Origin of the sequence: Tenacibaculum litopenaei (genome assembly GCF_964514025.1) — a bacterium.
Lineage (GTDB): Bacteria > Bacteroidota > Bacteroidia > Flavobacteriales > Flavobacteriaceae > Polaribacter > Polaribacter litopenaei.
In genome coordinates, this window is the sequence record NZ_CAZEQT010000002.1 from 1 (window position 1) to 25875 (window position 25875).

General features: G+C 40.3%; 19 protein-coding genes. 11 read left to right on the forward strand and 8 right to left on the reverse strand.

Annotated elements, in window-relative coordinates; translation table 11 throughout:
* From ACKTS5_RS02680 to ACKTS5_RS02710, 7 genes are all read left to right on the forward strand, one after another.
* The coding region (locus ACKTS5_RS02680) for a T9SS type B sorting domain-containing protein (RefSeq protein WP_408042294.1) at positions 1-5316 on the forward strand (5316 nt) is incomplete at its 5' end.
* 18 nt (positions 5317-5334) lie between these two features.
* Positions 5335-6258 carry a PorP/SprF family type IX secretion system membrane protein gene (locus tag ACKTS5_RS02685; RefSeq protein ID WP_408042295.1) on the forward strand — a complete coding sequence of 308 codons (924 nt, stop codon included), beginning with the start codon at positions 5335-5337 and terminating at the stop codon, positions 6256-6258.
* Positions 6259-6275: 17 nt separating this feature from the next.
* Positions 6276-8219, forward strand: a complete 1944-nt coding sequence (locus ACKTS5_RS02690; protein WP_408042296.1) for an OmpA family protein — start codon at positions 6276-6278, stop codon at positions 8217-8219.
* 126 nt (positions 8220-8345) lie between these two features.
* Positions 8346-11750 (forward strand): isoleucine--tRNA ligase, encoded by a 3405-nt coding sequence (ileS, locus tag ACKTS5_RS02695; protein WP_408042297.1) that lies wholly within the window; start codon positions 8346-8348, stop codon positions 11748-11750.
* Between the two features lie 4 nt (positions 11751-11754).
* Positions 11755-12132: a TraR/DksA family transcriptional regulator gene (locus tag ACKTS5_RS02700; protein ID WP_408042298.1), complete on the forward strand. Its 378-nt coding sequence runs from the start codon at positions 11755-11757 to the stop codon at positions 12130-12132.
* Entirely contained in the window at positions 12133-12822 is a 690-nt protein-coding gene (locus ACKTS5_RS02705) for a hypothetical protein (RefSeq protein WP_408042299.1), read from the forward strand.
* Between the two features lie 95 nt (positions 12823-12917).
* Positions 12918-14813 (forward strand): M61 family metallopeptidase, encoded by a 1896-nt coding sequence (locus tag ACKTS5_RS02710; RefSeq protein ID WP_408042300.1) that lies wholly within the window; start codon positions 12918-12920, stop codon positions 14811-14813.
* A 49-nt stretch (positions 14814-14862) separates the two neighbouring features.
* Here ACKTS5_RS02710 and ACKTS5_RS02715 read toward each other — a convergent pair whose 3' ends face one another.
* The gene (locus ACKTS5_RS02715) at positions 14863-16404 is read right to left on the reverse strand and encodes a hypothetical protein (protein WP_408042301.1); all 1542 of its coding nucleotides are present in this window, start codon (positions 16402-16404) and stop codon (positions 14863-14865) included.
* Between the two features lie 19 nt (positions 16405-16423).
* Positions 16424-17296, reverse strand: a complete 873-nt coding sequence (locus ACKTS5_RS02720) for an ABC transporter ATP-binding protein (RefSeq protein ID WP_408042302.1) — start codon at positions 17294-17296, stop codon at positions 16424-16426.
* A 210-nt stretch (positions 17297-17506) separates the two neighbouring features.
* Here ACKTS5_RS02720 and ACKTS5_RS02725 point away from each other — a divergent pair, with 210 nt between their 5' ends.
* From ACKTS5_RS02725 to ACKTS5_RS02740, 4 genes are read left to right on the forward strand one after another with little or no spacing between them, the layout of a single operon-like run.
* Positions 17507-18484, forward strand: coding sequence for a sensor histidine kinase (locus ACKTS5_RS02725; RefSeq protein WP_408042303.1), 978 nt, complete (start codon positions 17507-17509; stop codon positions 18482-18484).
* Positions 18485-18486: 2 nt separating this feature from the next.
* Positions 18487-19197 carry a LytR/AlgR family response regulator transcription factor gene (locus tag ACKTS5_RS02730; protein WP_408042304.1) on the forward strand — a complete coding sequence of 237 codons (711 nt, stop codon included), beginning with the start codon at positions 18487-18489 and terminating at the stop codon, positions 19195-19197.
* A gap of 51 nt (positions 19198-19248) precedes the next feature.
* A complete protein-coding gene (locus ACKTS5_RS02735; RefSeq protein WP_408042305.1) occupies positions 19249-19827 on the forward strand; it encodes a lipoprotein signal peptidase in 579 nt (192 codons plus the stop codon).
* Positions 19828-19883: 56 nt separating this feature from the next.
* On the forward strand, positions 19884-20489 hold the full coding sequence (locus tag ACKTS5_RS02740) for a DUF4230 domain-containing protein (protein WP_408042306.1): 606 nt from the start codon (positions 19884-19886) through the stop codon (positions 20487-20489).
* A gap of 3 nt (positions 20490-20492) precedes the next feature.
* Here ACKTS5_RS02740 and ACKTS5_RS02745 read toward each other — a convergent pair whose 3' ends face one another.
* The 6 genes from ACKTS5_RS02745 to ACKTS5_RS02770 all read right to left on the reverse strand — a co-directional run bounded on the left by ACKTS5_RS02745 (position 20493) and on the right by ACKTS5_RS02770 (position 25738).
* Positions 20493-20909 carry a DUF6691 family protein gene (locus ACKTS5_RS02745; RefSeq protein ID WP_408042307.1) on the reverse strand — a complete coding sequence of 139 codons (417 nt, stop codon included), beginning with the start codon at positions 20907-20909 and terminating at the stop codon, positions 20493-20495.
* Positions 20910-20912: 3 nt separating this feature from the next.
* Entirely contained in the window at positions 20913-21473 is a 561-nt protein-coding gene (locus ACKTS5_RS02750) for a YeeE/YedE family protein (RefSeq protein WP_408042308.1), read from the reverse strand.
* Between the two features lie 9 nt (positions 21474-21482).
* The gene (locus ACKTS5_RS02755; RefSeq protein ID WP_408042309.1) at positions 21483-22721 is read right to left on the reverse strand and encodes a 3-deoxy-D-manno-octulosonic acid transferase; all 1239 of its coding nucleotides are present in this window, start codon (positions 22719-22721) and stop codon (positions 21483-21485) included.
* 91 nt (positions 22722-22812) lie between these two features.
* Positions 22813-24150: an acetyl-CoA carboxylase biotin carboxylase subunit gene (gene accC, locus ACKTS5_RS02760; protein WP_408042310.1), complete on the reverse strand. Its 1338-nt coding sequence runs from the start codon at positions 24148-24150 to the stop codon at positions 22813-22815.
* A gap of 76 nt (positions 24151-24226) precedes the next feature.
* The gene (accB, locus tag ACKTS5_RS02765; protein ID WP_408042311.1) at positions 24227-24718 is read right to left on the reverse strand and encodes an acetyl-CoA carboxylase biotin carboxyl carrier protein; all 492 of its coding nucleotides are present in this window, start codon (positions 24716-24718) and stop codon (positions 24227-24229) included.
* Positions 24719-24742: 24 nt separating this feature from the next.
* On the reverse strand, positions 24743-25738 hold the full coding sequence (locus tag ACKTS5_RS02770; protein ID WP_408042312.1) for a beta-ketoacyl-ACP synthase III: 996 nt from the start codon (positions 25736-25738) through the stop codon (positions 24743-24745).
* Positions 25739-25875: the final 137 nt, after the last annotated feature.

Here is a 25875-nt window from a genome sequence, read left to right on the forward strand (position 1 = left end):
CAATGGTATGCAGCGTCAACTGGAGGAACTGCCTTAGCAGGAACAACAGCGTTAAGCACAGGAACCTACTATGCATCACAAACAGTAAGTAGTTGTGAGAGTACCACTAGGACAATGGTAAATGTTACTGTAACTCCAGTTAATACAGTATCTGTAGCTTCAAGTAGTCCTACAGTACCTTACAATACGGTTTTACCAAACATAACCCATACAACCACAGGAGCTACCGGAATTGGAACCGTAACTGGTTTACCAGCTGGAGTAACAGCATCTTGGTCATCGAATACCATTACAATTAGTGGTACTCCAACAGTAAGCGGAGTATTCAATTATTCGATTGCCTTAACAGGAGGATGTGGTATAGCAAATGCTACAGGTACCATAACTGTGACCAGTGTTATTGATGCTGTGGCTGACGATTTTACAGGAACGCCTATAACAGTTGGAGATAGTACAAGTTCAGTGGTTGCAAATGATACGTTAGATGGTAATCCAGTGGTTATAGGAACGAACCCAGGAGAAGTTACACTAACAGGACTGAGTGTTCCAACCGGATTAACACTTAATCCAGACGGGACGATTACAGTAAATCCAGGAATTACTGCAGGCAATTATACTGTAACGTACCAAATATGTGAAAATGGAGCTGTTCCAGCCAATTGTGATTCAGTAACCGTGAACATACGAGTGGATTACGATACCGATGGAGATGGAATATGGAATGCAGATGATTTAGATGATGACAATGACGGTATCTTAGATTCAGTAGAGATGGCAGGAGACCCTAACAAGGATACTGACGGAGACGGAATCATCGATAGCTTAGATTTAGACAGTGATGGAGATGGTATTTCAGATTTAGTGGAAAGTGGTCAAGATGCAGCCAATGTGGATGCTGATGGCGATGGGAAATTAGATTCAAACGTAGATGCCGATAACGATGGAATCGTCGATACTGCGGATGCTAATGACAATGATACGAGTGCCGGAGGAAGTGTAACGCCAGTAGATACTGACGGAGATGGAAATGACGATTATCAAGATGTAGATAGCGATAACGACGGAGTGTCTGATTTAGTAGAAGGAGGCTCTGACGGAAGCTTAGATGCGGACAATGATGGAGTGATCGACGATCAAACAGATACCGATGGTGATGGAATTGCGGATAGCGTAGATCCAGATAAGGGAGGAACTGCCTCAGATACCCCAGATACTGACGGAGATGGTCAACCAGATTACCAAGATTTAGATAGCGATAATGACGGATTGAATGATGTTGATGAATCAGGAGGAACTGATGCCGATGGAGATGGACAAAGTGATTCAGGAGTATTGGTAGACGGTGATAACTTACCAGACGGAGATGGTGATGGTACTGCTGATGTATTAGATCCAAACAACCCAGATTTACCAGGTGATTTAGATACCGATGGTGACGGAGTTATCGATGATAATACAGATAGTGACGGTGATGGTATTGCCGATGCTCTCGATGGAGATAACGGAAACTTCGGTGATGCAGACATGGTAGATACCGATGGAGATGGAATTCCAGATATTCACGATTTAGATGATGATAATGACGGAATCTTAGATTCAGTAGAAATGGCAGGAGATCCTAACAAGGATACTGATGGAGATGGAATCATTGATAGTTTAGATTTAGACAGTGATGGAGATGGTATTTCAGATTTAGTAGAAAGTGGTCAAGATGCAGCCAATGTGGATGCTGATGGCGATGGGAAATTAGATTCAAACGTAGATGCCGATAACGATGGAATCGTCGATACTGCAGATGCTAATGACAATGATACGAGTGCCGGAGGAAGTGTAACGCCAGTAGATACTGACGGAGACGGAAACGACGATTATCAAGATGTAGATAGCGATAATGACGGAGTATCTGACTTAGTAGAAGGAGGTTCTGACGGAAGCTTAGATACGGACAATGATGGAGTGATCGACGATCAAACAGATACCGATGGAGATGGAATTGCGGATAGCGTAGATCCAGATAACGGAGGAACTGCCTCAGATACCCCAGATACTGACGGAGATGGTCAACCAGATTACCAAGATTTAGATAGCGATAATGACGGATTGAATGATGTTGATGAATCTGGAGGAACCGATGCCGATGGAGATGGACAAAGTGATTCAGGAGTATTGGTAGACGGAGATAACTTACCAGACGGAGATGGTGATGGTACTGCTGATGTATTAGATCCAAACAACCCAGATTTACCAGGTGATTTAGATACCGACGGTGATGGAGTTATCGATGACAATACAGATAGTGATGGCGATGGTATTGCCGATGCTCTAGATGGAGATAACGGAAACTTCGGTGATGCAGACATGGTAGATACCGATGGAGATGGAATTCCAGATATTCACGATTTAGATGATGACAATGACGGAATCTTAGATTCAGTAGAAATGGCAGGAGATCCTAACAAGGATACTGACGGAGATGGAATCATCGATAGTTTAGATTTAGACAGTGATGGAGATGGTATTTCAGATCTAGTAGAAAGTGGTCAAGATGCAGCCAATGTGGATGCTGATGGCGATGGAAAATTAGATTCAAACGTAGATGCCGATAATGACGGAATCGTCGATACTGCAGATGCTAATGACAATGATACGAGTGCCGGAGGAAGTGTAACGCCAGTGGATACTGACGGAGACGGAAACGACGATTATCAAGATGTGGATAGCGATAATGACGGAGTATCTGATTTAGTAGAAGGAGGCTCTGATGGAAGCTTAGATGCAGACAATGATGGAGTGATCGACGATCAAACAGATACCGATGGTGATGGAATTGCGGATAGCGTAGATCCAGATAATGGAGGAACTGCTTCAGACACTCCAGATACTGACGGAGATGGTCAACCAGATTACCAAGATTTAGATAGTGATAATGACGGATTGAATGATGTTGATGAATCAGGAGGAACTGATGCTGATGGAGATGGACAAAGTGATTCAGGAGTATTGGTAGACGGTGATAACTTACCAGACGGAGACGGTGATGGTACTGCTGATGTATTAGATCCAAACAACCCAGATTTACCAGGTGATTTAGATACCGATGGTGATGGAGTTATCGATGACAATACAGATAGTGACGGTGATGGTATTGCCGATGCTCTAGATGGAGATAACGGAAACTTCGGTGATGCAGACATGGTAGATACCGATGGAGATGGAATTCCTGATGTGTTGGATTTAGATGATGATAATGACGGAATCTTAGATTCAGTGGAGATGGCAGGAGATCCTAACAAGGATACTGACGGAGATGGAATCATCGATAGTTTAGATTTAGACAGTGATGGAGATGGTATTTCAGATTTAGTAGAAAGTGGTCAAGATGCAGCCAATGTGGATGCTGATGGCGATGGGAAATTAGATTCAAACGTAGATGCCGATAACGATGGAATCGTCGATACTGCAGATGCTGATGACAATGATACGAGTGCCGGAGGAAGTGTAACTCCAGTAGATACTGACGGAGACGGAAACGACGATTATCAAGATGTGGATAGCGATAATGACGGAGTATCTGATTTAGTAGAAGGAGGTTCTGACGGAAGCTTAGATGCGGACAATGATGGAGTGATCGACGATCAAACAGATACCGATGGCGATGGAATTGCGGATAGCGTAGATCCAGATAACGGAGGAACTGCTGCTGACGTGCCAGATACTGACGGGGATGGTCAACCAGATTATCAAGATTTAGATAGTGATAATGACGGATTAAATGATGTTGAAGAATCGGGAGGAACTGATGCCGATGGAGATGGACAAAGCGATTCAGGAGTATTGGTAGACGGAGATAACTTACCAGACGGAGATGGTGATGGTACTGCTGATGTATTAGATCCAAATAATCCAGATTTACCAGGTGATTTAGATACCGATGGTGATGGAGTTATCGATGATAATACAGATAGTGACGGTGATGGTATTGCTGATGCTTTAGATGGAGATAACGGAAACTTCGGTGATGCGGTACTACCAGATACTGATGGTGATGGAATTCCAGATATTCACGATTTAGATGATGACAATGACGGAATCTTAGATTCAGTGGAGATGGCAGGAGATCCTAACAAGGATACTGATGGAGACGGAATCATTGATAGCTTAGATTTAGACAGTGATGGAGATGGTATTCCGGATTTAGTAGAAAGTGGTCAAGATGCAGCCAATGTGGATGCTGATGGCGATGGGAAATTAGATTCAAACGTAGATGCTGATAATGACGGAATCGTCGATACTGCAGATGCTAATGACAATGATACCAATGCCGGAGGAAGTGTTACGCCAGTAGATACTGACGGAGATGGAAATGATGATTACCAGGACTTAGATAGTGATAATGACGGTATTTCTGATTTATCAGAAGGAGGCTCAAATAGTTTGCTAGACTCAAATAATGATGGTATATTAGATAATCCGAGTGATACTGATGGTGATGGAATTGCGGATAGTGTAGATGCCGATAACGGAGGAACACCTGCTGACGTGCCAGATACTGACGGTGACGGACAACCAGATTACCAAGATGTAGACAGTGATGACGACGGTATCAATGACCTTGAAGAAGGTGGAAGTGATAGTGCTTTAGATAGTGATGGTGACGGAATGATTGATGATACCACCGATGCCGATGGCGATGGAATGGCAGATGCTGTAGATCCAGACAACGGAGGAAGTCCTGCGGATACACCAGATACTGACGGTGACGGTGCAGCGGATTATCAAGACGTGGATGATGACGGTGATGGTGTATTGACTGAGGAAGAAGATGTTGATGCCGACGGAAACCCTTCGAATGATGATACCGATGGCGATGGTACTCCCGATTATTTGGATACGGATGATGACGGTGATGGTATTGCTACAGAAGATGAGCACCCGGATGATGATGGTGATGGAATACCATTAGATGCACTTGATACCGACGAAGACGGTACCCCTGATTATTTAGACCCAGATACACTTTCGTGTTTGACAATTTATAACGAATTCTCTCCAAATCAAGATGGAAATAATGATACCTTTGTGATCTCGTGTATAGGTGAAGAGAAATACAAAAATAATCGCCTAGAGATCTTTAACAGATGGGGGAATTTGGTATACAGTAAAAACCGTTACGACAATTCGTGGGATGGAACTTCAAACGGACGCCTCAATGTACAGGTAGACGATAAATTACCATCAGGTACCTATTACTATGTTTTAGATTTAGGAGATGGAAGTAAACCTAAGGTTGGATGGATATATATAAACAGAGATTAAGCAAAAAATTAGTAAGAGATGAATAAGAGATTAGAACGAGTAATAGTGCTGCTAGTATTAGTGATGTCTAGTATCGCCTATTCACAGCAAGATCCACAGTACACACAGTACATGTTTAACACCATGAGTGTGAATCCAGCCTATGTCGGATCAAAAGGACACAGCGTTATCAACCTACTGGCTCGTACCCAGTGGGTGGGTATCGACGGTGCACCGAGAACACAGACCTTAAGTTATGATACACCTGTAGGATATACAGGTGTTGGATTAGGGTTTAATTTAGTAAATGACGCCATTGGTCCGGCTACCGAAACCTACTTAGACGTGAACGTTTCGTATACGGTGCGTACGAGTGATGAAGGAAATTTGGCCTTTGGTATGAAATTAGGAGGACGCTTTTTTAGCGTAGATTGGAGCAAAGGAATTTATCGAGATAAAGCCGATAATCAGTTCAATGCGAATATCAATAGATTTTTACCTACTATCGGAGCAGGGATTTATTATTACGAATCTAACTGGTATGCTGGAATTGCAGTTCCCAACATCCTTAGAACAGACCATTACGACGATGCGAGTGGAGGAGGAACGGTAGCCACGGAAAGAATGCACTATTTCTTGATTGCAGGATACGTTTTTGATTTGAGTGAAAACATCAAATTTAAACCAGCCGTATTGAGTAAAATAGTTAGTGGAGCTCCCTTGTCATTAGATGTATCAGCAAACTTCTTGTTCAATGAGAAGTTTCGAGTTGGAGCTGCTTGGAGATGGGGCGATTCGGTAAGTGCCTTATTGGGATTCCAAATTAGCAGATCACTGCAAATGGGCTATGCTTATGACCTTACCACCTCAAATTATTCAAACTACAATTCGGGAACGCATGAGGTGATGTTGCGATATGAAATATTTAAGACTCAGACGATGAAGTCACCGAGATTTTTCTAATATTAAACGGGAGACACATGAAGAAAATTATTTTTATCCTATTAGTAAGTATAACCACGGTGGCCGTGGGACAACGCAGATATGCAGCTGATAGGTATTTTAAAGAATACGCATATCAAAAGTCAGCAGAATTGTATCAAAGGCTGAATGATAAAGGAGATCAATCGTATTTAGTATTGAGTAGGTTGGGTGATTCACATTATTTTACAACCAACTTTACAGAGGCAGAAAAGGCCTATGAAAAATTGATGGCAGCCTATGAGAACATCGCTGATGCCAAACATGTTTTTCGCTATGCTCAAGTACTGAAAAGTAATGGTAAGGTATCGGATTCAGATACTTGGTTGTTAAAGTTGAAGAAGTTAACCGGTGACGACAGTCGCGTTTCGGAGTTAGAAAAGAATAAGAACTATTTTGCGGAATATACTAACAAGCCTAAAACTTATATCAATATTCATAATTTGTCAACCAATACCAAGTTTTCAGATTTTGGAGGCTTTTTGCATGACGGTTATTTTTACTTTGCTTCTACACGTCCAGATCAGGAGAATAAAAAGTTGTACAAGTGGAACAATCAGCCGTATTTGGATATTTACAAGGCTAAGCAAAAACCACTGACAGTAAAGAAAATACTCGATGTGGAACTGGCTGAAAAGGTAGCCTCATTGACCACGAAGTATCACGAGTCTAATGTTATCATTACCAAAGATGGTCAGACGGTGTATTTTACACGTGACAATTTTGATGGATCACAATTAAAAGGTGATAAAGAGCGTACCACCCACCTAAAGTTGTATCGTGCGGAGCGCAATTACGACAGTTGGGGAGAGGCAGAGGAACTACCGTTTAATGACGATGCCTATTCTATAGGCCATCCGGCGTTGAGTGCAGATGAGAAAACACTGTACTTTGTGTCAGATATGCCAGAAGGTTACGGTGGAACCGATTTGTACAAGGTGACCGTTAATGATGATGGAACTTTTGGAAATCCAGAAAACTTAGGAAGTAGTATCAATACAGAAGGTCGAGAAATGTTCCCATTTGTAGGGAGCGATAACCGCTTGTATTTTTCATCAGACGGACATTTGGGCTTAGGAGCTTTGGATGTTTTTGAAAGTAGCTACGATGGAACCACTTATTCAAAACCTGTGAATTTAGGAGCGCCGATTAACGGACCGATGGACGATTTTTCTTTTGTAATCAACGATGAAAAAAGCGCTGGATATTTTTCTTCAAATCGAAGTGAAGGACGTGGAGACGATGATATCTATAGTTTTTTAGTGTACAAGTGTAAAGAAGATATTGACGGATTTATCACAGATACGCGCACAGGAGCTCCAATCCCAGATGCTCTCGTGAAGCTGATGAACGAGAAAGGAGAACCCCTAGGAGAAACTCGTACGGCTAGTGACGGTGGTTATAGCTTTAAACAGCTAGAATGTGAAAAGCGTTTTATTGTTGTAGCGAGTAAAGCTGATTACAAATCCAATAAAACGGAACAGGCTACCCAAGATATCAACAAAAAAGTGGTCAAGGCTGACTTGACACTGGAGTCGTTAATAGTAGAAGATCAAATTGTCATTAACCCAATTTATTTTGACTTTGACTTGTACGATATTCGAGAGGATGCGGAATACGAATTAGAACACATCGTAAGCGTGATGAAGAATCATCCGGAGATGGTGATTAAAATTGAATCACATACGGATAGTAGAGGAAAGAAAGCCTATAATTTGTACTTGTCAGACAAGAGAGCAAAAGCTACGCGTGATTACATCATTTCACGAGGAATCGCACCTGAGCGCATAGAAAGTGCTAAAGGATACGGTGAATCACAACTGTTGAATAACTGTGACGATGCCAATGCGAACAAATGTACCGAAGAGGAGCATCAAAAGAATAGAAGATCTTATTTCTATATTGTAAATCACGGGAGTCAAATAAAATCAAGTGCGGAATAACAAAACGGTATTTAATGCCATATTCGTAAAAAAAACACCTCATTTTTGAGGTGTTTTTTTTTTGCTCAATCGCTAGAATTACAAGAAAATACGTAATTTCGCACATTCAATAAATATAATGACAAAATGAGTAAAAAGTTTACTGAGTACAAAGGATTGGATTTACCAAAAGTAGCTGAAGAAATTTTAAACTATTGGGAGGAAAACAACATCTTTGAAAAAAGTATTACTAGCCGTGAGGGTAACGAGCCTTTCGTGTTTTTTGAAGGACCACCTTCAGCAAACGGACTTCCAGGAATTCACCACGTAATGGCAAGGTCAATTAAGGATATTTTTTGTCGTTATAAAACTCAAAAAGGATACCAAGTAAAGCGTAAAGCTGGTTGGGATACGCATGGGTTACCTATTGAATTAGGCGTTGAAAAAGAATTGGGAATAACTAAAGAAGATATCGGTTCTAAAATTACAGTGGAAGAGTACAATGCTGCATGTAAAAAAGCAGTAATGCGCTACACGGATATTTGGAATAATTTGACACATAAAATGGGATATTGGGTAGATATGGAAGATCCATATATTACTTATAAACCTAAATACATGGAGTCGGTTTGGTGGTTGTTAAAGCAAATCTACGACAAGGACTTGTTGTACAAAGGCTATACCATTCAGCCGTATTCACCAAAGGCTGGAACTGGTTTGAGTTCGCATGAGTTGAACCAGCCAGGAACCTACCAAGACGTGACTGACACCACAGTGGTTGCGCAGTTTAAAACGGTAAAGGAAAGTTTGCCCGCGTTTTTACAAGTTGAAGGAGATGTACATTTCTTGGCTTGGACGACGACACCTTGGACCTTACCAAGTAATACAGCCTTAACGGTAGGTCCTAAAATCGAGTACGTTTTAGTGAAGTCATTTAACCAATATACCTTTGAACCTATTCAGGTAGTATTGGCAAAGAACTTGGTATCGAAACAATTTTCAGGAAAGTACGAAGCAGTAACCTCAGAAGAGGAGTTAGCAAGCTATGAAGCAGGGGCTAAGAAAATTCCATTTGTAATAGTAAAAGACTTTATCGGAAAAGATTTAGTTGGAATTCGCTATGAGCAATTGTTGGAGTACACCTTACCTTACCAAAATCCAGAAAATGCGTTTAGAGTAATTTCAGGTGATTTTGTGACTACTGAAGATGGTACGGGGATAGTTCATACGGCACCAACGTTTGGTGCGGATGATGCTTTGGTAGCAAAACAAGCTACTCCTGAAGTGCCGCCGATGTTAGTACTAGACGAAAATGGAAATCCTGTTCCCCTGGTTGATTTACAAGGTAAATTCCGCCCTGAGTTGGGAGAATTGGCAGGGAAGTATGTGAAAAATGAATACTATACCGATGGTGAAGCTCCTGAGAAATCAGTGGATGTTGAAATCGCCATCAAGTTAAAAATAGAAAACAAAGCCTTTAAGGTTGAAAAATACGTCCACAGTTATCCAAATTGTTGGCGTACCGATAAGCCAATTTTATACTATCCATTAGATTCTTGGTTTATCAAAGTTACAGAGGTAAAAGATCGTATGTTTGACCTCAATGAAACCATTAACTGGAAGCCGAAATCAACGGGAGAAGGTCGTTTCGGAAATTGGTTGAAAAATGCCAATGACTGGAACCTATCGCGTTCGCGTTTCTGGGGGATTCCTTTACCAATTTGGAGGACAGAAGACGGTACAGAGCAAGTTTGTATTGGTTCTGTGGCTGAATTAAAGGAGGCGATGGCAAAATCAGTTGCTGCGGGTCATATGGAAGCAGATATTTTTGCTGATTTCGAAGTAGGGAATATGAGCGAAGAAAACTACGATACCATAGACTTGCACAAGAATATCGTCGATAAGATCGTATTGGTTTCTGAGAGTGGACAACCGATGCATCGCGAGAGTGATTTGATCGATGTTTGGTTCGATTCTGGTTCTATGCCATATGCACAATGGCACTACCCATTTGAAAATAAAGAACTCATCGATCAACAAGAAAACTACCCTGCGAACTTTATCGCTGAAGGAGTTGACCAAACGAGAGGATGGTTCTATACGTTACACGCAATCGGAACAATGGTTTTCGATTCTGTAGCCTATAAAAACGTCGTGTCTAACGGACTGGTATTGGACAAGAATGGACAAAAGATGTCAAAGCGTCTCGGAAATGGTGTAGATCCGTTTAAGACCTTAGAGCAGTTTGGACCAGATGCTACCCGTTGGTATATGATTTCGAATGCAAATCCATGGGATAATTTGAAATTTGATGTTGCAGGAATCGAGGAGGTGAAGAGAAAGTTCTTCGGAACACTATACAATACTTATTCATTTTTTGCCTTGTATGCTAACATCGATAACTTTACCTATGCTGAAGCGGATATTCCGTTAGAGGAGCGCCCTGAAATCGATCGTTGGATTTTGTCAGAGTTACACAGTTTAATTCAAAAGGTTGATGCATTCTACGCGGATTATGAGCCTACGAGAGCAACTCGTGCCATTTCTGATTTTGTTCAAGACCATTTGAGTAACTGGTATGTGCGTTTGTGTAGAAGGAGATTCTGGAAGGGAGAGTACGCACAAGATAAGATCTCAGCTTACCAAACCTTGTATACTTGTATGCTAACGGTTGCTAAATTAGGATCGCCGGTGGCGCCTTTCTTCATGGATCGTTTGTATCGCGATTTAACGGTGGCGACAGGGAAAGAGAATTTTGAAAGTATTCACGTTGCAGAATTCCCTCAGTTCGACGAAAGTTACGTAAACCATTCGTTAGAACGCAAAATGGAAAATGCACAAACCATCTCTTCATTGGTGTTGTCATTAAGAGCGAAAGAAAAAATTAAAGTACGTCAACCTTTGCAAAAAATTATGATTCCTGTATTGGATGAAACTCAAAAAGAGGAGATTAGTGCAGTGGCTGATTTGATCAAATCAGAGGTGAACGTTAAGGAAATTCAATTGCTCGATGATGCTTCTGGAATCTTAGTAAAGCAGATCAAACCGAATTTTAAAGCGCTAGGGCCAAAATTCGGAAAAGATATGAAGTTGATTGCTAATAAGATACGTGATTTTGAGCAAGCGCAAATAGCTCAAATAGAAAAAGATGGCTTTATAAATATTGAAATTAATGAGAAAATCATTAAATTAGAGACCGCAGATGTTGAGATTTCATCAAAAGATATCGAAGGTTGGTTAGTGGCCAATGCAGAAGGATTAACCGTGGCACTTGACGTGACAATCACCGAAGATCTAAGGAGAGAAGGAGTCGCAAGAGAATTGATAAATCGAATCCAAAATGCCCGTAAAGAAACAGGACTAGAAGTAACAGATAAAATTAAATTGACCTTCTTGAGCTTTGCAGATTTGAAAGAATCGGTATTGGCTAATGAAACTTACATCAAAACAGAAACCTTGACAAACGAGTTGGTTTTTGTTGATGCGTTGGAAAATGGTGTCGAGTTTGAATTCGATACGATTAAAAGTAAAATGTTAATTGAAAAAATATAGCATTATGGATGACGTTAAAGTAAGATACTCAGACGGTGATTTAAACGAGTTTAAAGAAATTATCACCAACAAGATTGAACAAGCAGAAAAAGATTTGAAATTGCTTCAAGATTCCTATAAAAATGGAGCTGATAATGGGACTGAGGATACCTCACCTACCTTTAAATCTTTTGAAGAAGGTTCAGACACGATGGCTAAAGAAGCAAATATGCAATTAGCGATCCGTCAGGAAAAGTTTATCAGAGACTTAAAGAATGCCTTGATAAGGATTGAAAACAAAACGTATGGTGTTTGTAGAGTTACAGGTAAATTGATTCAAAAAGAGCGTTTGAAGTTAGTACCTCACGCTACTTTGAGTATTGAGGCTAAGCGCAAGCAATAAATGAAACGGGCATTCCCAAATAAAACCAATAGAAAAGACTCCTTCACTAGGAGTCTTTTTATTTCTATAGCCTGTTTGTTGTGGGTAAGTACCGTTCTTGCCCAAGAACAGCTGGCACGGCAATGGGAATTGCAATCCTCATCGCTAGAGTTTACAGCAGAGGACATTGATCACCTCCGAATAGAAAATAGTACTTCAGGAAAATTAGAGCTCGTTTTAAAAGACGAACAACCATTTGCCAGAACTGTTGTATTTCAAAAACACCAGTCTTTTAGTGAGCTGAAGATAAGTAAAGAAACTACCGAGCTGGCACCCACCGTTTTCAGGAAATTTATTACTGAAGAGCTTCAAAGAGCCAGCGTTATTGTACGAATTCCCAAAGATAAAGCGCTAGTAGTTACTGTCAGAGAAACCAGTATTGAGGTGGCTAACTACGACGGAAACCTGACTATTTTTTCCCAACGTGGAAACATTCAGTTACATACCGTAAAGCAGGCCACGAGCATACAACTATTTCAAGGAACGATAACAGCCACTATTGATGGAAGTTTTGAATTGCAGTCCAATAAAGGTACCATAACGGTAAATGATCAGCCTTGTGTTTCGCCTTGTAGTCAGAAAATGGTAGCCGGTCCGTTGCTAAAAGTCCAATCCATCCATGCTCATATTTTTGTACGTACTCTTGAATAAGCGGTATTTCTTTTAAGAAATTAACGATTTTTTAGGGATTATTTGGTAACAGAATCCCATTTTCGCAGTCAAATACGTACAAAAGAACTCAAACAATGAATAAAAGTATACTATCAGCTGCAGTAGCAGGGGTGTTTTTAGTAGGCTGTAACAGTGCCAAAAAACTGACAAAGAACGATTTTGCTGAACAAAATCCAATTGTTTCAACGGTGAATTTAACTCAAGTGAACGAAGATAAAGTTCCTGTAACCATCAATCCAGGTCGCTTTCGTACTGATAAAGTCGTGTATCGTTTACCACGCGTTGTACAAGGAACCTACTCAGTTAGTGATTTTGGAAAGTATGTTGACGGTTTAAAAGCGCTAGATTACGACGGAAATGAACTTCCTGTAAAGAAAATCGATACCAATACTTGGGAGATTTCAGAGGCCAGTAAGCTCGATAAAATTACCTACTTAGTAAACGATACTTTTGATATTGAAAAGTCAGGAGGAATAGGTGGAGAAACTCCTTTTTCACCTGCCGGAACCAATATAGAAAATACCAATTATGTTTTAAATTTACACGGGTTCATCGGGTATTTTGATTCGTTAAAAAACAATCAGTACGCGCTCGATGTGGTGGCTCCTAAAGAGTTCAAAAGAACTTCTGCATTACAACAAGTAGCTTCTAAAATGTCTGAAGATGGTAAAACGATGACGTCGAGTTATTTTGCTCCTCGTTATTTTGATATTACAGACAACCCGATGTTTTATGGGGAATTGGATGTAGAAGAATTTAAAGTTGGAGACATCAAAATTGTATTGAGCGTATATTCACCAAACAAAAAGCACAATGCTGCTAAAATTAAGAAGGTGATGGAGAAAATGATGCAAGCGCAAAAAACGTATTTGGGAAGCGTCAATAGCACGGCTCGCTACGATATCTATTTGTATTTGTCAGAAGGAAAAGAGGATTCTCCGAAAGGATTTGGAGCTTTGGAACACCACACTTCAACAGTAGTGGTATTGCCAGAGTCGATGCCTGATGATGCTTTGGCAAAAAGTATGATCGATGTCGTTTCGCACGAGTTTTTCCACATCGTAACCCCGTTAAGTGTACACTCTGAAGACGTGCATTATTTTGACTACAACCAACCTACTTTTTCGAAACATTTATGGATGTACGAGGGAATTACAGAGTACTTCGCAACCCTGTTTCAAATAAATCAAGATTTGGTAACTCCAGAAGAGTTCTATACCAAAGTGATGGGGAAAATTAAAACAGCCTCGTCAATGAATGACAGTATGAGCTTTACAACGATGAGTGAGAATGTTTTAGAGGAACCTTACGCTTCACAATATTATAATGTATACCAAAAAGGTGCGTTGATTGGAATGTGTTTGGATATCATTTTAAGAGAAGAAAGTAATGGAACAAGAGGTGTTTTATCGTTGATGAAAGAATTGTCGTTAAAATACGGGAAAAACAAGCCTTTTGAAGATGATAAGTTAATCGAAGAAATTACATCAATGACGTACCCTGCTGTTGGAAAGTTCTTAAAGACCCACGTAGTAGAAGGAACGCCAATTGATTACAATACTTATTTTAATAAGGTTGGTTTAGAGGTGTTTAGAACTAAGGTGAAAACCAATTATATCCAGAATGACGGAACACTTATTGTACGTCCTGATGAAAAGAGCATGACAGTTCGTTTTACCAATGCGGTAAAGAACAATAGCTTCTGGGCAGAGAATGGAGCACAACCAGGAGATGCTATTAAAAGCGTAGATGGTGAGCAGCTTACTCGTGAAAATGCCAATAAGCTGTTTACAAAGATGTACATGTGGCAACCAGGAACAGATATGGATGTTGTTTTGGAAAGAGATGGGAAAGAAGTTCGCATCAAAACGAAGTTGACACAATCGTTTACAACTGGAGAAAGCTTACAGGAAAACCCTAAAGCTACTGCGAAAGAAATTGCATTGCGCAAGGCTTGGTTAAAAGGATAATTATCGGTAAAATACATGATAAAAAACCAGAACGTACGTTCTGGTTTTTTTAGTTTTTATAGACTTGTTTTCTGCGTACAACGATGCTGATAATTAGAAAGAGAATACTCATCGCAATCCAGGTATATGTGAGTGTATACGGAGCGGTATAGAGGTTGAGGAAATCGGCAAAGGGAACGCGGTTAAGAAACGCATAGGTAAGCCCGAAAAATAGCAGTTCGAATAGCTTGTTGTTTTTAGTCAGTGTTCCCAAGCTAAAGGCTAATGTGCTGATCAAGATGCTTCCTATACCAATACCCACAACACTTGCAAACTGTCCAATGATGCTAAGTCTGATAAGGACAGGTATTGCTAAACTGAGTAAAAATAAAACACAGGCAATTCCTTGTGCAACCGCTAGGCGATGTAGGGGTTTATAGGTACTGAAACTTAAAAGATGGGTGTTGTATTGAAATTCCTTGGAACCCAAGCTTCCCAATTTGCGAACTTGTAAAAACCATAGCAAGGGTAAAATATACTGGGTGCTGATGTTAAGTGGAGCTAGCATACTCGTAAAAAATCCACTAAACATAATGACGTAATGCCATTTGTGTGCAGAGCGTAACAAGAGCAGGTATTCTGTTTTGATTAGCGGAAGAATAGTGTAATCTATACTGCCGATTGCAAGCGCAGACAGATCCATTTTTCCGAGTAAGTGTTTGTTCGTTTCAGGGCGTGGTTCAGTGCGTACGCTCGTCGGCTTCACAGAGAATCGATGGAAAAATAGCGCACAAATTACTAACAAAAGCAAGCTGCCCAACATCCATAAAATACGACTTCCTATAAAATAGCCATGCCAAGAGGTTTCTGTAAATGTAAATGCCTGCTGTGCGTCGGTGTCGTTAATGACAAAACCTATGCTCAATTGAGTAGCGGAATCTGGGTAGGCGGCTTCTATTTGTGAAGCGAGGTGATTTGTCAGGTAGCGAGTCCCAATAAGGTCGAAATTTGAATCTTTTTGGAAATTACTTCCCATGAGTAAGAACGAAAAAAAGAAAAAATAAACGATGTTTTTTAGGGTGTACTGCTTGCGAAACACAACTTCGAATACGACCGCAAGTACTGCGGTTATAAACAGAGCTGGGATACATATGATACCAAAAGGAAGTATAAAGGTTGTCAGTGAAAATGATTCCTGACCAGGCTCTAGGTAAAATCTACAGAAGGTCATCACCACCACAGGTACTAAGATGCTGAGGAGTACCAAAAAGTTACTGGAACTTTTGAGCAGTAGGTACTTGAAATTACTCGAGGAGGTACTTGCAATTATAGGGCCTATTTGGGTGTCCATGTCTTTTTTGATACCAGCATTGACCAGGTAGCTACCAGCAAGTGATAAAAATACAGCAGTCATTATAGCACTGACATAACTGATCCATACCAGGTTGTAGGTACCGGTGATTGTTCCGAATCGAACTGTGGAGTACGATGCTCCCGGAGCTGGAACAAAATGGTAGGTAATAAGTAAAGTAGCACACAAGACGAGTAGAAAGGAGTAACTGCGGATGCGTTGGAGGAAATCGTATTTGACAGCGCGTATTAAGGTGTTCATGACTAAGAGTATTGAGGTGTTATTGATTGGTGTTGGTATTTGTGAAGTATAAGTAAGCGTCTTCAAGCGTGGCTTTTTGTGCTTTGAAGTAAGGGCGCTGGGTATCACTGATAAAGCGAATTGTTACATCGGTATGGTTTCTTTTTAAGTCTACGATGATGTGTTCTCTTTTAAAGGCTTCCAGTTCCTCTGTTTGAATGGTTGTTTGGAAAACTTTGGACTCTACTTGTTTAATGAGATTTTCTTGACTGTCTTTGGCGAGTAAGCTCCCCTTCTTCATAATGGCAACCTGATCGGCAATCGTATCGATATCACTCACTATATGCGACGATAAAATGATGATGCAATGCTGAGAGAGTTCACTAATCAGATTGCGAAAGTGAATGCGTTCTACAGGATCGAGCCCAACGGTGGGTTCATCAAAAATCAAAACTTTGGGATTGTTTAACAAAGCTTGGGCAATGCCGATGCGCTGTTTCATCCCTCCTGAGTAATTTCCTATGGGTTTATGAGCTTCACTTAATAAGTTAACTTGGGTGAGTAGGTGGGTAATCCTGGCTTTTAAATCCTTTCCACCAATACCTTTCATTGCAGCGATATAACTGAGAAATTCATAAGCATTAAGGTTGGGGTATACCCCGAAGTACTGAGGTAAAAAACCGAGTTGCTTTCGCATGTAATTAGGGTCACTTAAGACGTTGTTTTTGTTGAGTACGATAGTGCCGTCTGTAGGGCAACTGATGGTTGCAATCATTTTTAATAAGGTAGATTTCCCTGCGCCATTCGGACCTAATAATCCCAGTACGCCGTTCTCCATGCGCAAGGAGAAATCTTTAAGTCCATACGTGTTTTTTGAATATTTTTTTGACAGTCCATTGAGTTCTAGTAGCATGAGTTTTTATGTTTAATTACAGGACAAATTTGAGAGACTTAGCGGTGTTTTAGAAAAAAGAATGACTAACGAAGCTCGTTTCGTGATGAGCGTTTTAGTCTACTAATATCACGAAGAATACTCCCTTTGAAGGGTGTAAAGGGACGTTGGTCATTAAAAATAGGTTTCCAAACTTTGCCTCGTTATCTTTGGTTGTTAAAAATCGCAAGCATGCATAAACGAGAACTACTTTGGGAAAACAGTTTAGTACAAAATGTATTTATATGGCTGTGTTTGTTTTTTGTATTTACCTTGACGATACAGAGCGAAACTCCATTGTTGGCCGGCTTGATAGGGGTATTGTTAATGGCACCCCCCATTTATATCGAAAACTTATTGATTTTACCGCTAGCCTCAAAGGGGAGTGGTCGATTTGTCATGGCGACACTGCTAAATATTCTTTTTTTTACGTTTTTGAATTCTTGGTTTTTAGCAACCTGGGTGCTGGAAGTGGCCATTGAGAGTCGGTTGCTGTATAATTTTTTAGGACTGCAAATATTGGCTGTACTCTTCGGGTTGGCATTAAAAATTGCACGTGATAGCGTGGTCAGGAAAAGTCGTGAGCGAGAAGCGGAGTTGCAATTGCTGAAGGCTCAACTAAATCCGCATTTTTTATTCAACACGTTAAACAACCTATACGGTTTGTCGGTAATAAAATCAGATAAACTTCCAGAGCTAATGCTGCAATTGTCACAGATGTTACGCTATAGTTTGTACGAAACCAAGGAGCAATTTGTAAATTTGGATAAAGAAATTGCCTACCTCACCAATTACGTAGCGCTCGAAAAAATTCGTTTAGAATCGAGTAGTGAAGTTACTTTGGAGCTGCGAGGAGACTACCGACAGTTTAAAATTGCACCGATGTTGTTGATTGTCTTTGTTGAAAATGCTTTTAAGTACCTAGGAGAAACCTCTGAAAACCGTAGTTTTGTTACCATAGCTATGGAGACCACAGGGAACCAGCTTCATTTTTCATGCACAAACTCTTATAGCCCCAGTGCCGTAGCAGCACAGATGTCTCAAAATAGTGGAGGTATCGGTTTGGAAAATGCTAAAAAACGATTGGTATTGTTGTATCCTGATGCCCACCAGTTGTATTTGAAGGAAGAGGCTGAAACCTATAATGTCAAATTGATAATAAACTTGTAAAGATGAACTTACGCTGTATTGTTGCGGATGATGAACCGATAGCTCGACAAATTTTAGAAAGGTACCTTCAGGGAGTACCGGGATTAACGTTGATAGCCAGTTGTAAAGATGCCTTTGAAGTACTGGAGGTGCTGGACAAGGAAGCGGTAGACCTGTTGTTTTTAGATATCAATATGCCCAAGCTTTCGGGGTTGAGTTTACTGAAAACCATGAAAATTCGTCCAGAGGTAATTATAACTACTGCATACCCTGAACACGCATTGGAAGGATTTGAATTAGATGTCGTGGATTATTTGGTAAAGCCCTTTGCGTTTGAACGGTTTTTTCAGGCTGTTCAAAAGGTCAACAAACGTTCGATTCCAACGAAGCAGCAGATTAGAGTTGAGGGAGAGAAAAAGGCGAATGCCATATTTGTCAAAAGCGATAAAAAATTAGTCAAAGTCTATTTTGATGAAATTCAATATGTGGAAGCCTATGGTAATTATGTGAAAATCCATACTACAACGCGCATTTTAGTTCCGATGACCTTGACAGAATTTCTGACGAAGCTTCCCGATAACTTTATACGCATTCACAAGTCTACCTTGTTGAATTTTGACAAGCTAACGCTGTTAGACGGCAATCAAGTGAGTTTGGAAAACGGTGAAAAATTGGTTGTAGGGAAGTCGTATAGAAAGGCGTTGTTAGCCAGAATAGATAAAGAGTTGGGCTAAGCCTTGGATTAACAATACTTTTCTTATTTTTGTCATTCTTAAATACAAAAAATGTCAAAGAAAACCATCGCTATCCTAACTGTACTTTTGGCTATACTCATAGACCAGGTAAGTAAAATTTACGTAAAAACTCACTTTATGCTCGGTGAAGAAGTAGTCGTGTTTAAGGACTGGTTCAAAATCCATTTTACCGAAAATAACGGTATGGCATGGGGCTTCGAGTTTGGAGGCGAGGCCGGGAAGTTATTTTTAACTTTATTTCGTTTGGTAGCGGTAAGTGGTATTGTGTATTGGTTGTGGCAAACTATTCAACGCAAAGCGCATACGGGTGTCATCATTGCAATAGCCCTAATTTTGGCTGGAGCGGTCGGGAATATTATTGATTCTGTTTTTTACGGGGTAATCTTTGATTCTTCTCACGGAAGGTTGGCAACCTTATTTGCCGACAATCCTTATGGGAAACTCTTTCACGGAAAAGTAGTTGATATGCTGTATTTCCCAATGTATGAAGGAGAGAGTTTTACCTTCTTCAACGCAATTTTTAATGGTGCAGATTCTTGGATTACGATTGGGGTAGCCTTATTGTTTATTTTCAACAAACAGGCTTTTCCAAAAACTGAAGAAAATTAAATCAGTCATTTTACATGTTTATTATTTGTACTTTAGTTGTTTAAATAAAGCACGCTATGGTACAAAAGCTTAAATACCTAACCTTTTTTGTATTCGGCCTAATCGTCGCAACCTTTTATCACCGCAATAAAGCAACGGAAAAAACCGATCGAGAGTCAGTAACAGTGGTTTTGGAAGAAGTAAAAGACCTGAGTAAACTGGTGGTTGCTGAGGCGTCGTTTTCTGAAATCTATGCGCACAGTGATACAAAAAACTACCTGTTTGAGACGGTGCAATTTCAAAAAAAGGCACTGTTAACGGTAAATGCCAAGGTAGAAGTAGGCTACGATTTGTCGAAGATGGAAATCGATGTGGATGCTGAAAAGAGAGAGATTCGCATTGTAAAAATACCGACACAAGAACTGAATATTAGCCCTGAAATTCGCTATTTCGATCTGCAACAAAGTACCTTCAATTCTTTTACCAAGGAGGAACTCAATAGTATCAATGCTAAGGCGATTTTGAAAATTCGAGAAAGCATAGACCTCACTCCCTTAGAAAAAGACGCAAAAAGGCGCTTATTTGAAGAGCTGTCCAAACTTTACCAACTGTCTCGTGTATACGGTTGGAAAGTTGTCAATGAAACGTCAGAAACCATTCCCGATCAATTGATCAAAGGCTAAAGTTTAATGCGGTAGCTTTTTGTGTACTAAACCGTAGACAAAGGTGCCCATTAAGGCTCCGAAAATGACCAAAAGCACCGGTAAAATACCTTGCCCTAATAGCACAAAAATAGGAGCGGGACAAGCACCGGCGAGTGCCCAACCCAGACCAAATACGATACCTCCTAACAGAGCGGCCTTGTAGTTTTTTTTCTTGTCTGCAATTTGAACCTGATGACCGAGGTAGTTTTTCAACACTCCCTTTTTGAAAAAGTAGATGAGTATTGCTGAAACGGCCACTGCCGAACCGATAACACCGTACATATGAAAAGACTGGAAGCGGAACATTTCATAAATGCGATACCAGGAAATAACTTCTGACTTGCTCAGAATAATCCCGAATAAAAAACCAGAGAGTAAAAATTTAACGTTCTTTTTCATAATTTAAAATATTAATGGGAACAAGAGCCATATCATGGTTAAGCCTCCGATGAAAAAACCGATTACCGCAACTAACGATGGCAGTTGAAAGCTACTTAGGCCTGTGATGGCATGTCCAGAGGTACAACCTCCAGCATAGCGAGATCCGAAACCGATACAAAAACCTGCTACGATTAATAGGAGTATGGTTTTGGGTGAATGCCATGAATTGGATCCGAAAAGCTCGGGAGGTACCATCCCGTTTTGATCGGCATTATGGAAGCCTAGATCAGACAGTTCTTTCACAGTTTCAGTACTCAGGGCAATTCCTTCCTGTTGGGTTAAGTAAGTACTACTTACAAATCCTCCTAAGGCAATCCCTAATACAAATACCAGCCCCCATTGTTTTTCGCTGAGCTTTATGTTAAAATACGAACTCCATTTAGAGGCCCCTAATGCCGAGCACATGGTCTCTAAATTGGAAGAAACACCAAATTTTTTACCGAAAAAGATATTTAAAAATAAAATCAACGCTATTGATGGGCCAGCGATATACCACGGCCAAGGTTGTAGTAGGAAATCCATAGCAGTGTATTATAATTTTTGGTTAATATAGTTCATAACGGCAACCGTAGCTCCCTTATTGTCAGTGATGTATTTTTTATTGATACTTCCTTGAGTATTTCGGAAGTCTGCATGGTCACGGAGCTTTATTAAAGTAGCGTTCAGCTGTTGTTGGTCCGTAATGGCACTAGCTCCTTTCAAGGCTAGTAAATCATGTGCTTCCTGAAATTTATCGTATTTGACACCTCCGAAAATAACGGGAATTCCAAAGGTGGCGGGTTCCAAGATATTGTGTAGTCCTGTGGCGAGTCCTCCTCCTACATAGGCTACATCTGCATAGGAATAAGCTTTTGTTAAGAGTCCTATGGTATCCAAAACAAATACTTGGTATTCTGATAGGTCACGACCTTTATAGTCGCTAAAACAGACTGTTTTAACGCGCAGTGCTTTGGTGAACTCTTTTATTTTTTCGGGTTTAATAGTATGCGGAGCAAACACAAACTTTTCATCTGCTGTGGCCTGTTCATTGATGTAGTTGATAAACAATTGTTCGTCTTCTGGCCATGAGCTACCTGCCATCACTAGATAGTGATCACCCTTAAATTCTTCTAAAAAGGGTAAGGTATTATCCGTGTGCTGCAAGGCGGTAACACGATCAAAACGGGTGTCTCCGCTGAGTGAGGCATTGTTAAAACCAATACTATTGATCAATTGTAATGAACGTTCGTTTTGTAGAAAAAAATGTGAGAAGGTGGTCAGTTTTGAACGCATATACGCGCCGTACCATTTAAAAAATGACTGATTCGGACGGAATATACCCGATACCAATAGCGTGTCGACCTCGTGATTTTTTAGCGCGGTGAGCATGGCGGGCCAAAACTCATACTTGACAATAATGGCCATGCTTGGATGTACCTGTTGTACAAAGCGATGCATTGCTTTGGGGGTATCCATTGGTAAATAGCATACCACATCGGCCAATTCGTAATTTTTACGCACTTCATAGCCTGATGGAGAAAAAAAGCTAAGCACGATTTTATAGCTAGGATGGTCTTTTTTAATGGCTTCCAAGATAGGGCGTCCTTGTTCAAATTCACCCAAAGAGGCGGCGTGAAGCCAAACGACCTTATCTTCTGCCTTAAGAAGTGATAATTTTTCGAACGTGTGTTTTCTTCCTGTAACGAACAATCGTATCTTGGGGTTGAACAAGGCGATAATCCGCAAAAAGAAAGCAACAACACGAACACTTATTGTGTACAAAACTCTCATGCTACGAAGGTATGAATAAAAAAAAATCAGTGAACTATTCACTGATTTTTTAACGTTTTTATGTGATGAAATTCATCGTATGTGTGATGAATTATTTCATTTCGAAATCTTCCATAAACTTAGTGGTATAATTCCCGGCTACGTAGTCAGGGTGATCCATAAGTTGACGGTGGAAAGGAATGGTAGTTTTAACTCCTTCAATTACGTACTCATCTAAAGCGCGTTTCATTTTGTTGATAGCTTCTTCACGTGTTTGTGCTGTTACAATCAACTTTGAAATCATAGAATCGTAGTTTGGTGGAATCATGTACCCCGCATAAACGTGAGTATCTACACGAACTCCGTGTCCTCCTGGCGCGTGGTAAGACGTAATCTTTCCTGGCGCTGGTCTGAATCCATTGTGTGGATCTTCCGCGTTGATACGACATTCGATCGAGTGTAATTGTGGCGTGTAGTTTTTACCAGAAATTGGCACACCTGCAGCCACTAAAATTTGCTCTCTAATCAAATCGTAATCTACTACTTCCTCAGTAATAGGGTGCTCTACTTGGATACGCGTGTTCATTTCCATAAAATAGAAATTACGGTGCTTATCTACTAAGAACTCCACGGTTCCTGCTCCTTCGTACTTAATGAATTCGGCAGCTTTTACAGCAGCTTCTCCCATAGAAGTACGCAACTCATCAGTCATGAATGGAGAAGGTGTTTCTTCCGTTAATTTTTGGTGACGACGTTGTACTGAACAGTCTCTTTCAGACAAGTGACAAGCTTTACCATACGAATCTCCAACTACTTGGATTTCGATATGACGTGGCTCTTCGATCAGTTTTTCCATGTACATTCCGTCATTTCCGAAAGCAGCTTTTGCCTCCATACGAGCAGAATCCCACGCGTCTTTTAAATCTTCTTTTTTCCAAACGGCACGCATACCTTTACCACCACCTCCGGCAGTTGCTTTTAGCATCACTGGGAATCCCATTTCTACAGCTAAAGCTTCTGTTTCTTCGTAAGTGTCAAGGATACCGTCTGAACCTGGAATACAAGGTACACCTGCAGCGATCATCGTCGCTTTAGCAGAGGCCTTATCTCCCATTTTATCAATCATCTCAGCAGTTGCTCCAATGAACTTGATTTCGTGCTCTTCACAAAGTTTAGAAAACTTAGCATTTTCAGATAAGAATCCATATCCTGGGTGAATAGCATCAGCATTGGTAATTTCAGCAGCAGCGATAATATTGGCCATTTTTAAATACGACTCGCTACTCGGAGCAGGTCCAATACAAACAGCTTCATCAGCAAAACGCACGTGTAAACTCTCCGCATCTGCTTTTGAATATACTGCCACCGTTTTGATTCCCATCTCCTTACAGGTTCTGATTACACGAAGGGCAATCTCACCTCTATTGGCAATTAATATTTTTTTAAACATAGTATTAGGTTATGAGTTTAGCACTTTATACTCTCAGAAAAGGCAAAAGCCTCGTTCTGTGGGGTAAAAATGCAAATTATGATGGGTCAACTAAGAATAATGGCTGATCGAACTCTACTGGAGAGGAATCATCAACTAATACTTTAACGATTTTACCAGAAACTTCTGATTCGATCTCGTTGAATAATTTCATCGCCTCGATAACACATACAGTATCTCCTACTTTGATGTCAGATCCTACTTCTACGAAAGAAGGCTTGTCTGGAGATGGTTTTCTGTAGAATGTACCGATGATAGGTGACTTAATGGTAAGGTATTTAGAATCGTCGTTTGCTGCAGGAGCTTCAGGAGCTGCTGGAGCAGCAGCAGGAGCTGCAGGTTGTGCTACAGGAGCTGCTTGAGGCATCATAGGTGCCGCTGCAACTGGAGCTGCTTGAATAATGGTAGTTTCAGGTGTTGAGCTTCCTGTTTTGATGGTGATTTTTACATCTTCCATTTCTAACTTTACTTCGCTTGCACCAGATTTAGCTACAAACTTTATAAGACTTTGAATTTCTTTAATATCCATTTTCCTAAATTTAAGTTGTTTGGTTTATGAGTTATATGCCCATTTTAAATAGATAGCTCCCCAAGTGAAGCCTCCACCGAATGCGGCAAAAATTAAGTTATCTCCTTTGTTCAACTCTTTTTCATAATCAGCTAGCAATAGCGGAAGAGTTGCAGAAGTGGTGTTTCCATAACGGTGTATGTTCATCATCACCTTTTCTTCTTCCAGTCCAATTCTATTGGCAGTAGCTTCAATAATTCTTTTATTCGCCTGATGCGGTACTAACCACTCGATATCTTCTTTCGTTAAATCGTTTCGAGTAAGCATCTTTTCAGCAACGTCAGCCATGTTTGACACAGCAAACTTAAATACAGTACGTCCTTCTTGGTGTACGAAGTGTTGTCCGTTTTTAAGGGTCTCTTCCGAAGCAGGTAAGATCGATCCTCCAGCATCAATTTTTAAGAATTCTCTTCCAATACCATCACTTCTTAAGTACTCGTCTTGAAGTCCTAAGTCTTCGGTATTAGGTTCAAATAAAACAGCACCCGCTCCGTCACCAAAAATAATACACGTGGCACGGTCGGTATAGTCAATAATAGAAGACATTTTATCGGCTCCTATTAGAAGAACTTTTTTGTATCTCCCACTTTCAATATAGCGAGCAGCAGTTGACATACCGTACAAAAAGCTCGAACAAGCAGCTTGTAAGTCGTATGAAAACGCATTTACCGCTCCAATTTTTGAAGCAGTGTAGGCAGCCGTAGAGGCCACTGGCATGTCTGGCGTTGCCGTAGCAACGATAACCATGTCAATATCCGCGGCAGCAACTCCCGATTTTTCAAGTAGATTTTCGGCGGCTTTAATCGCCATAAAAGAAGTACCAGCACCTGGCTCTTTTAAGATTCTTCGTTCTTTGATCCCTGTTCTGGTAGTAATCCACTCATCGTTGGTATCTACCATTGTTTCTAGCTCTTGGTTGGTTAGAGCATATTCTGGAACATATTTCCCTACTGCTGTAATAGCTGCAGTTATTTTAGTCATAGTTGTTTGTTTTATGATAAAACGAGATTTCAAAGAAATGAAAATTATTTCATTTTATTAAAGAAAAAAAAGCAAAAACTTACTTTTTTGACTGATTTATACGAAAAAACCCTCGTAAAGAGGGTTTTTTTAGTTTT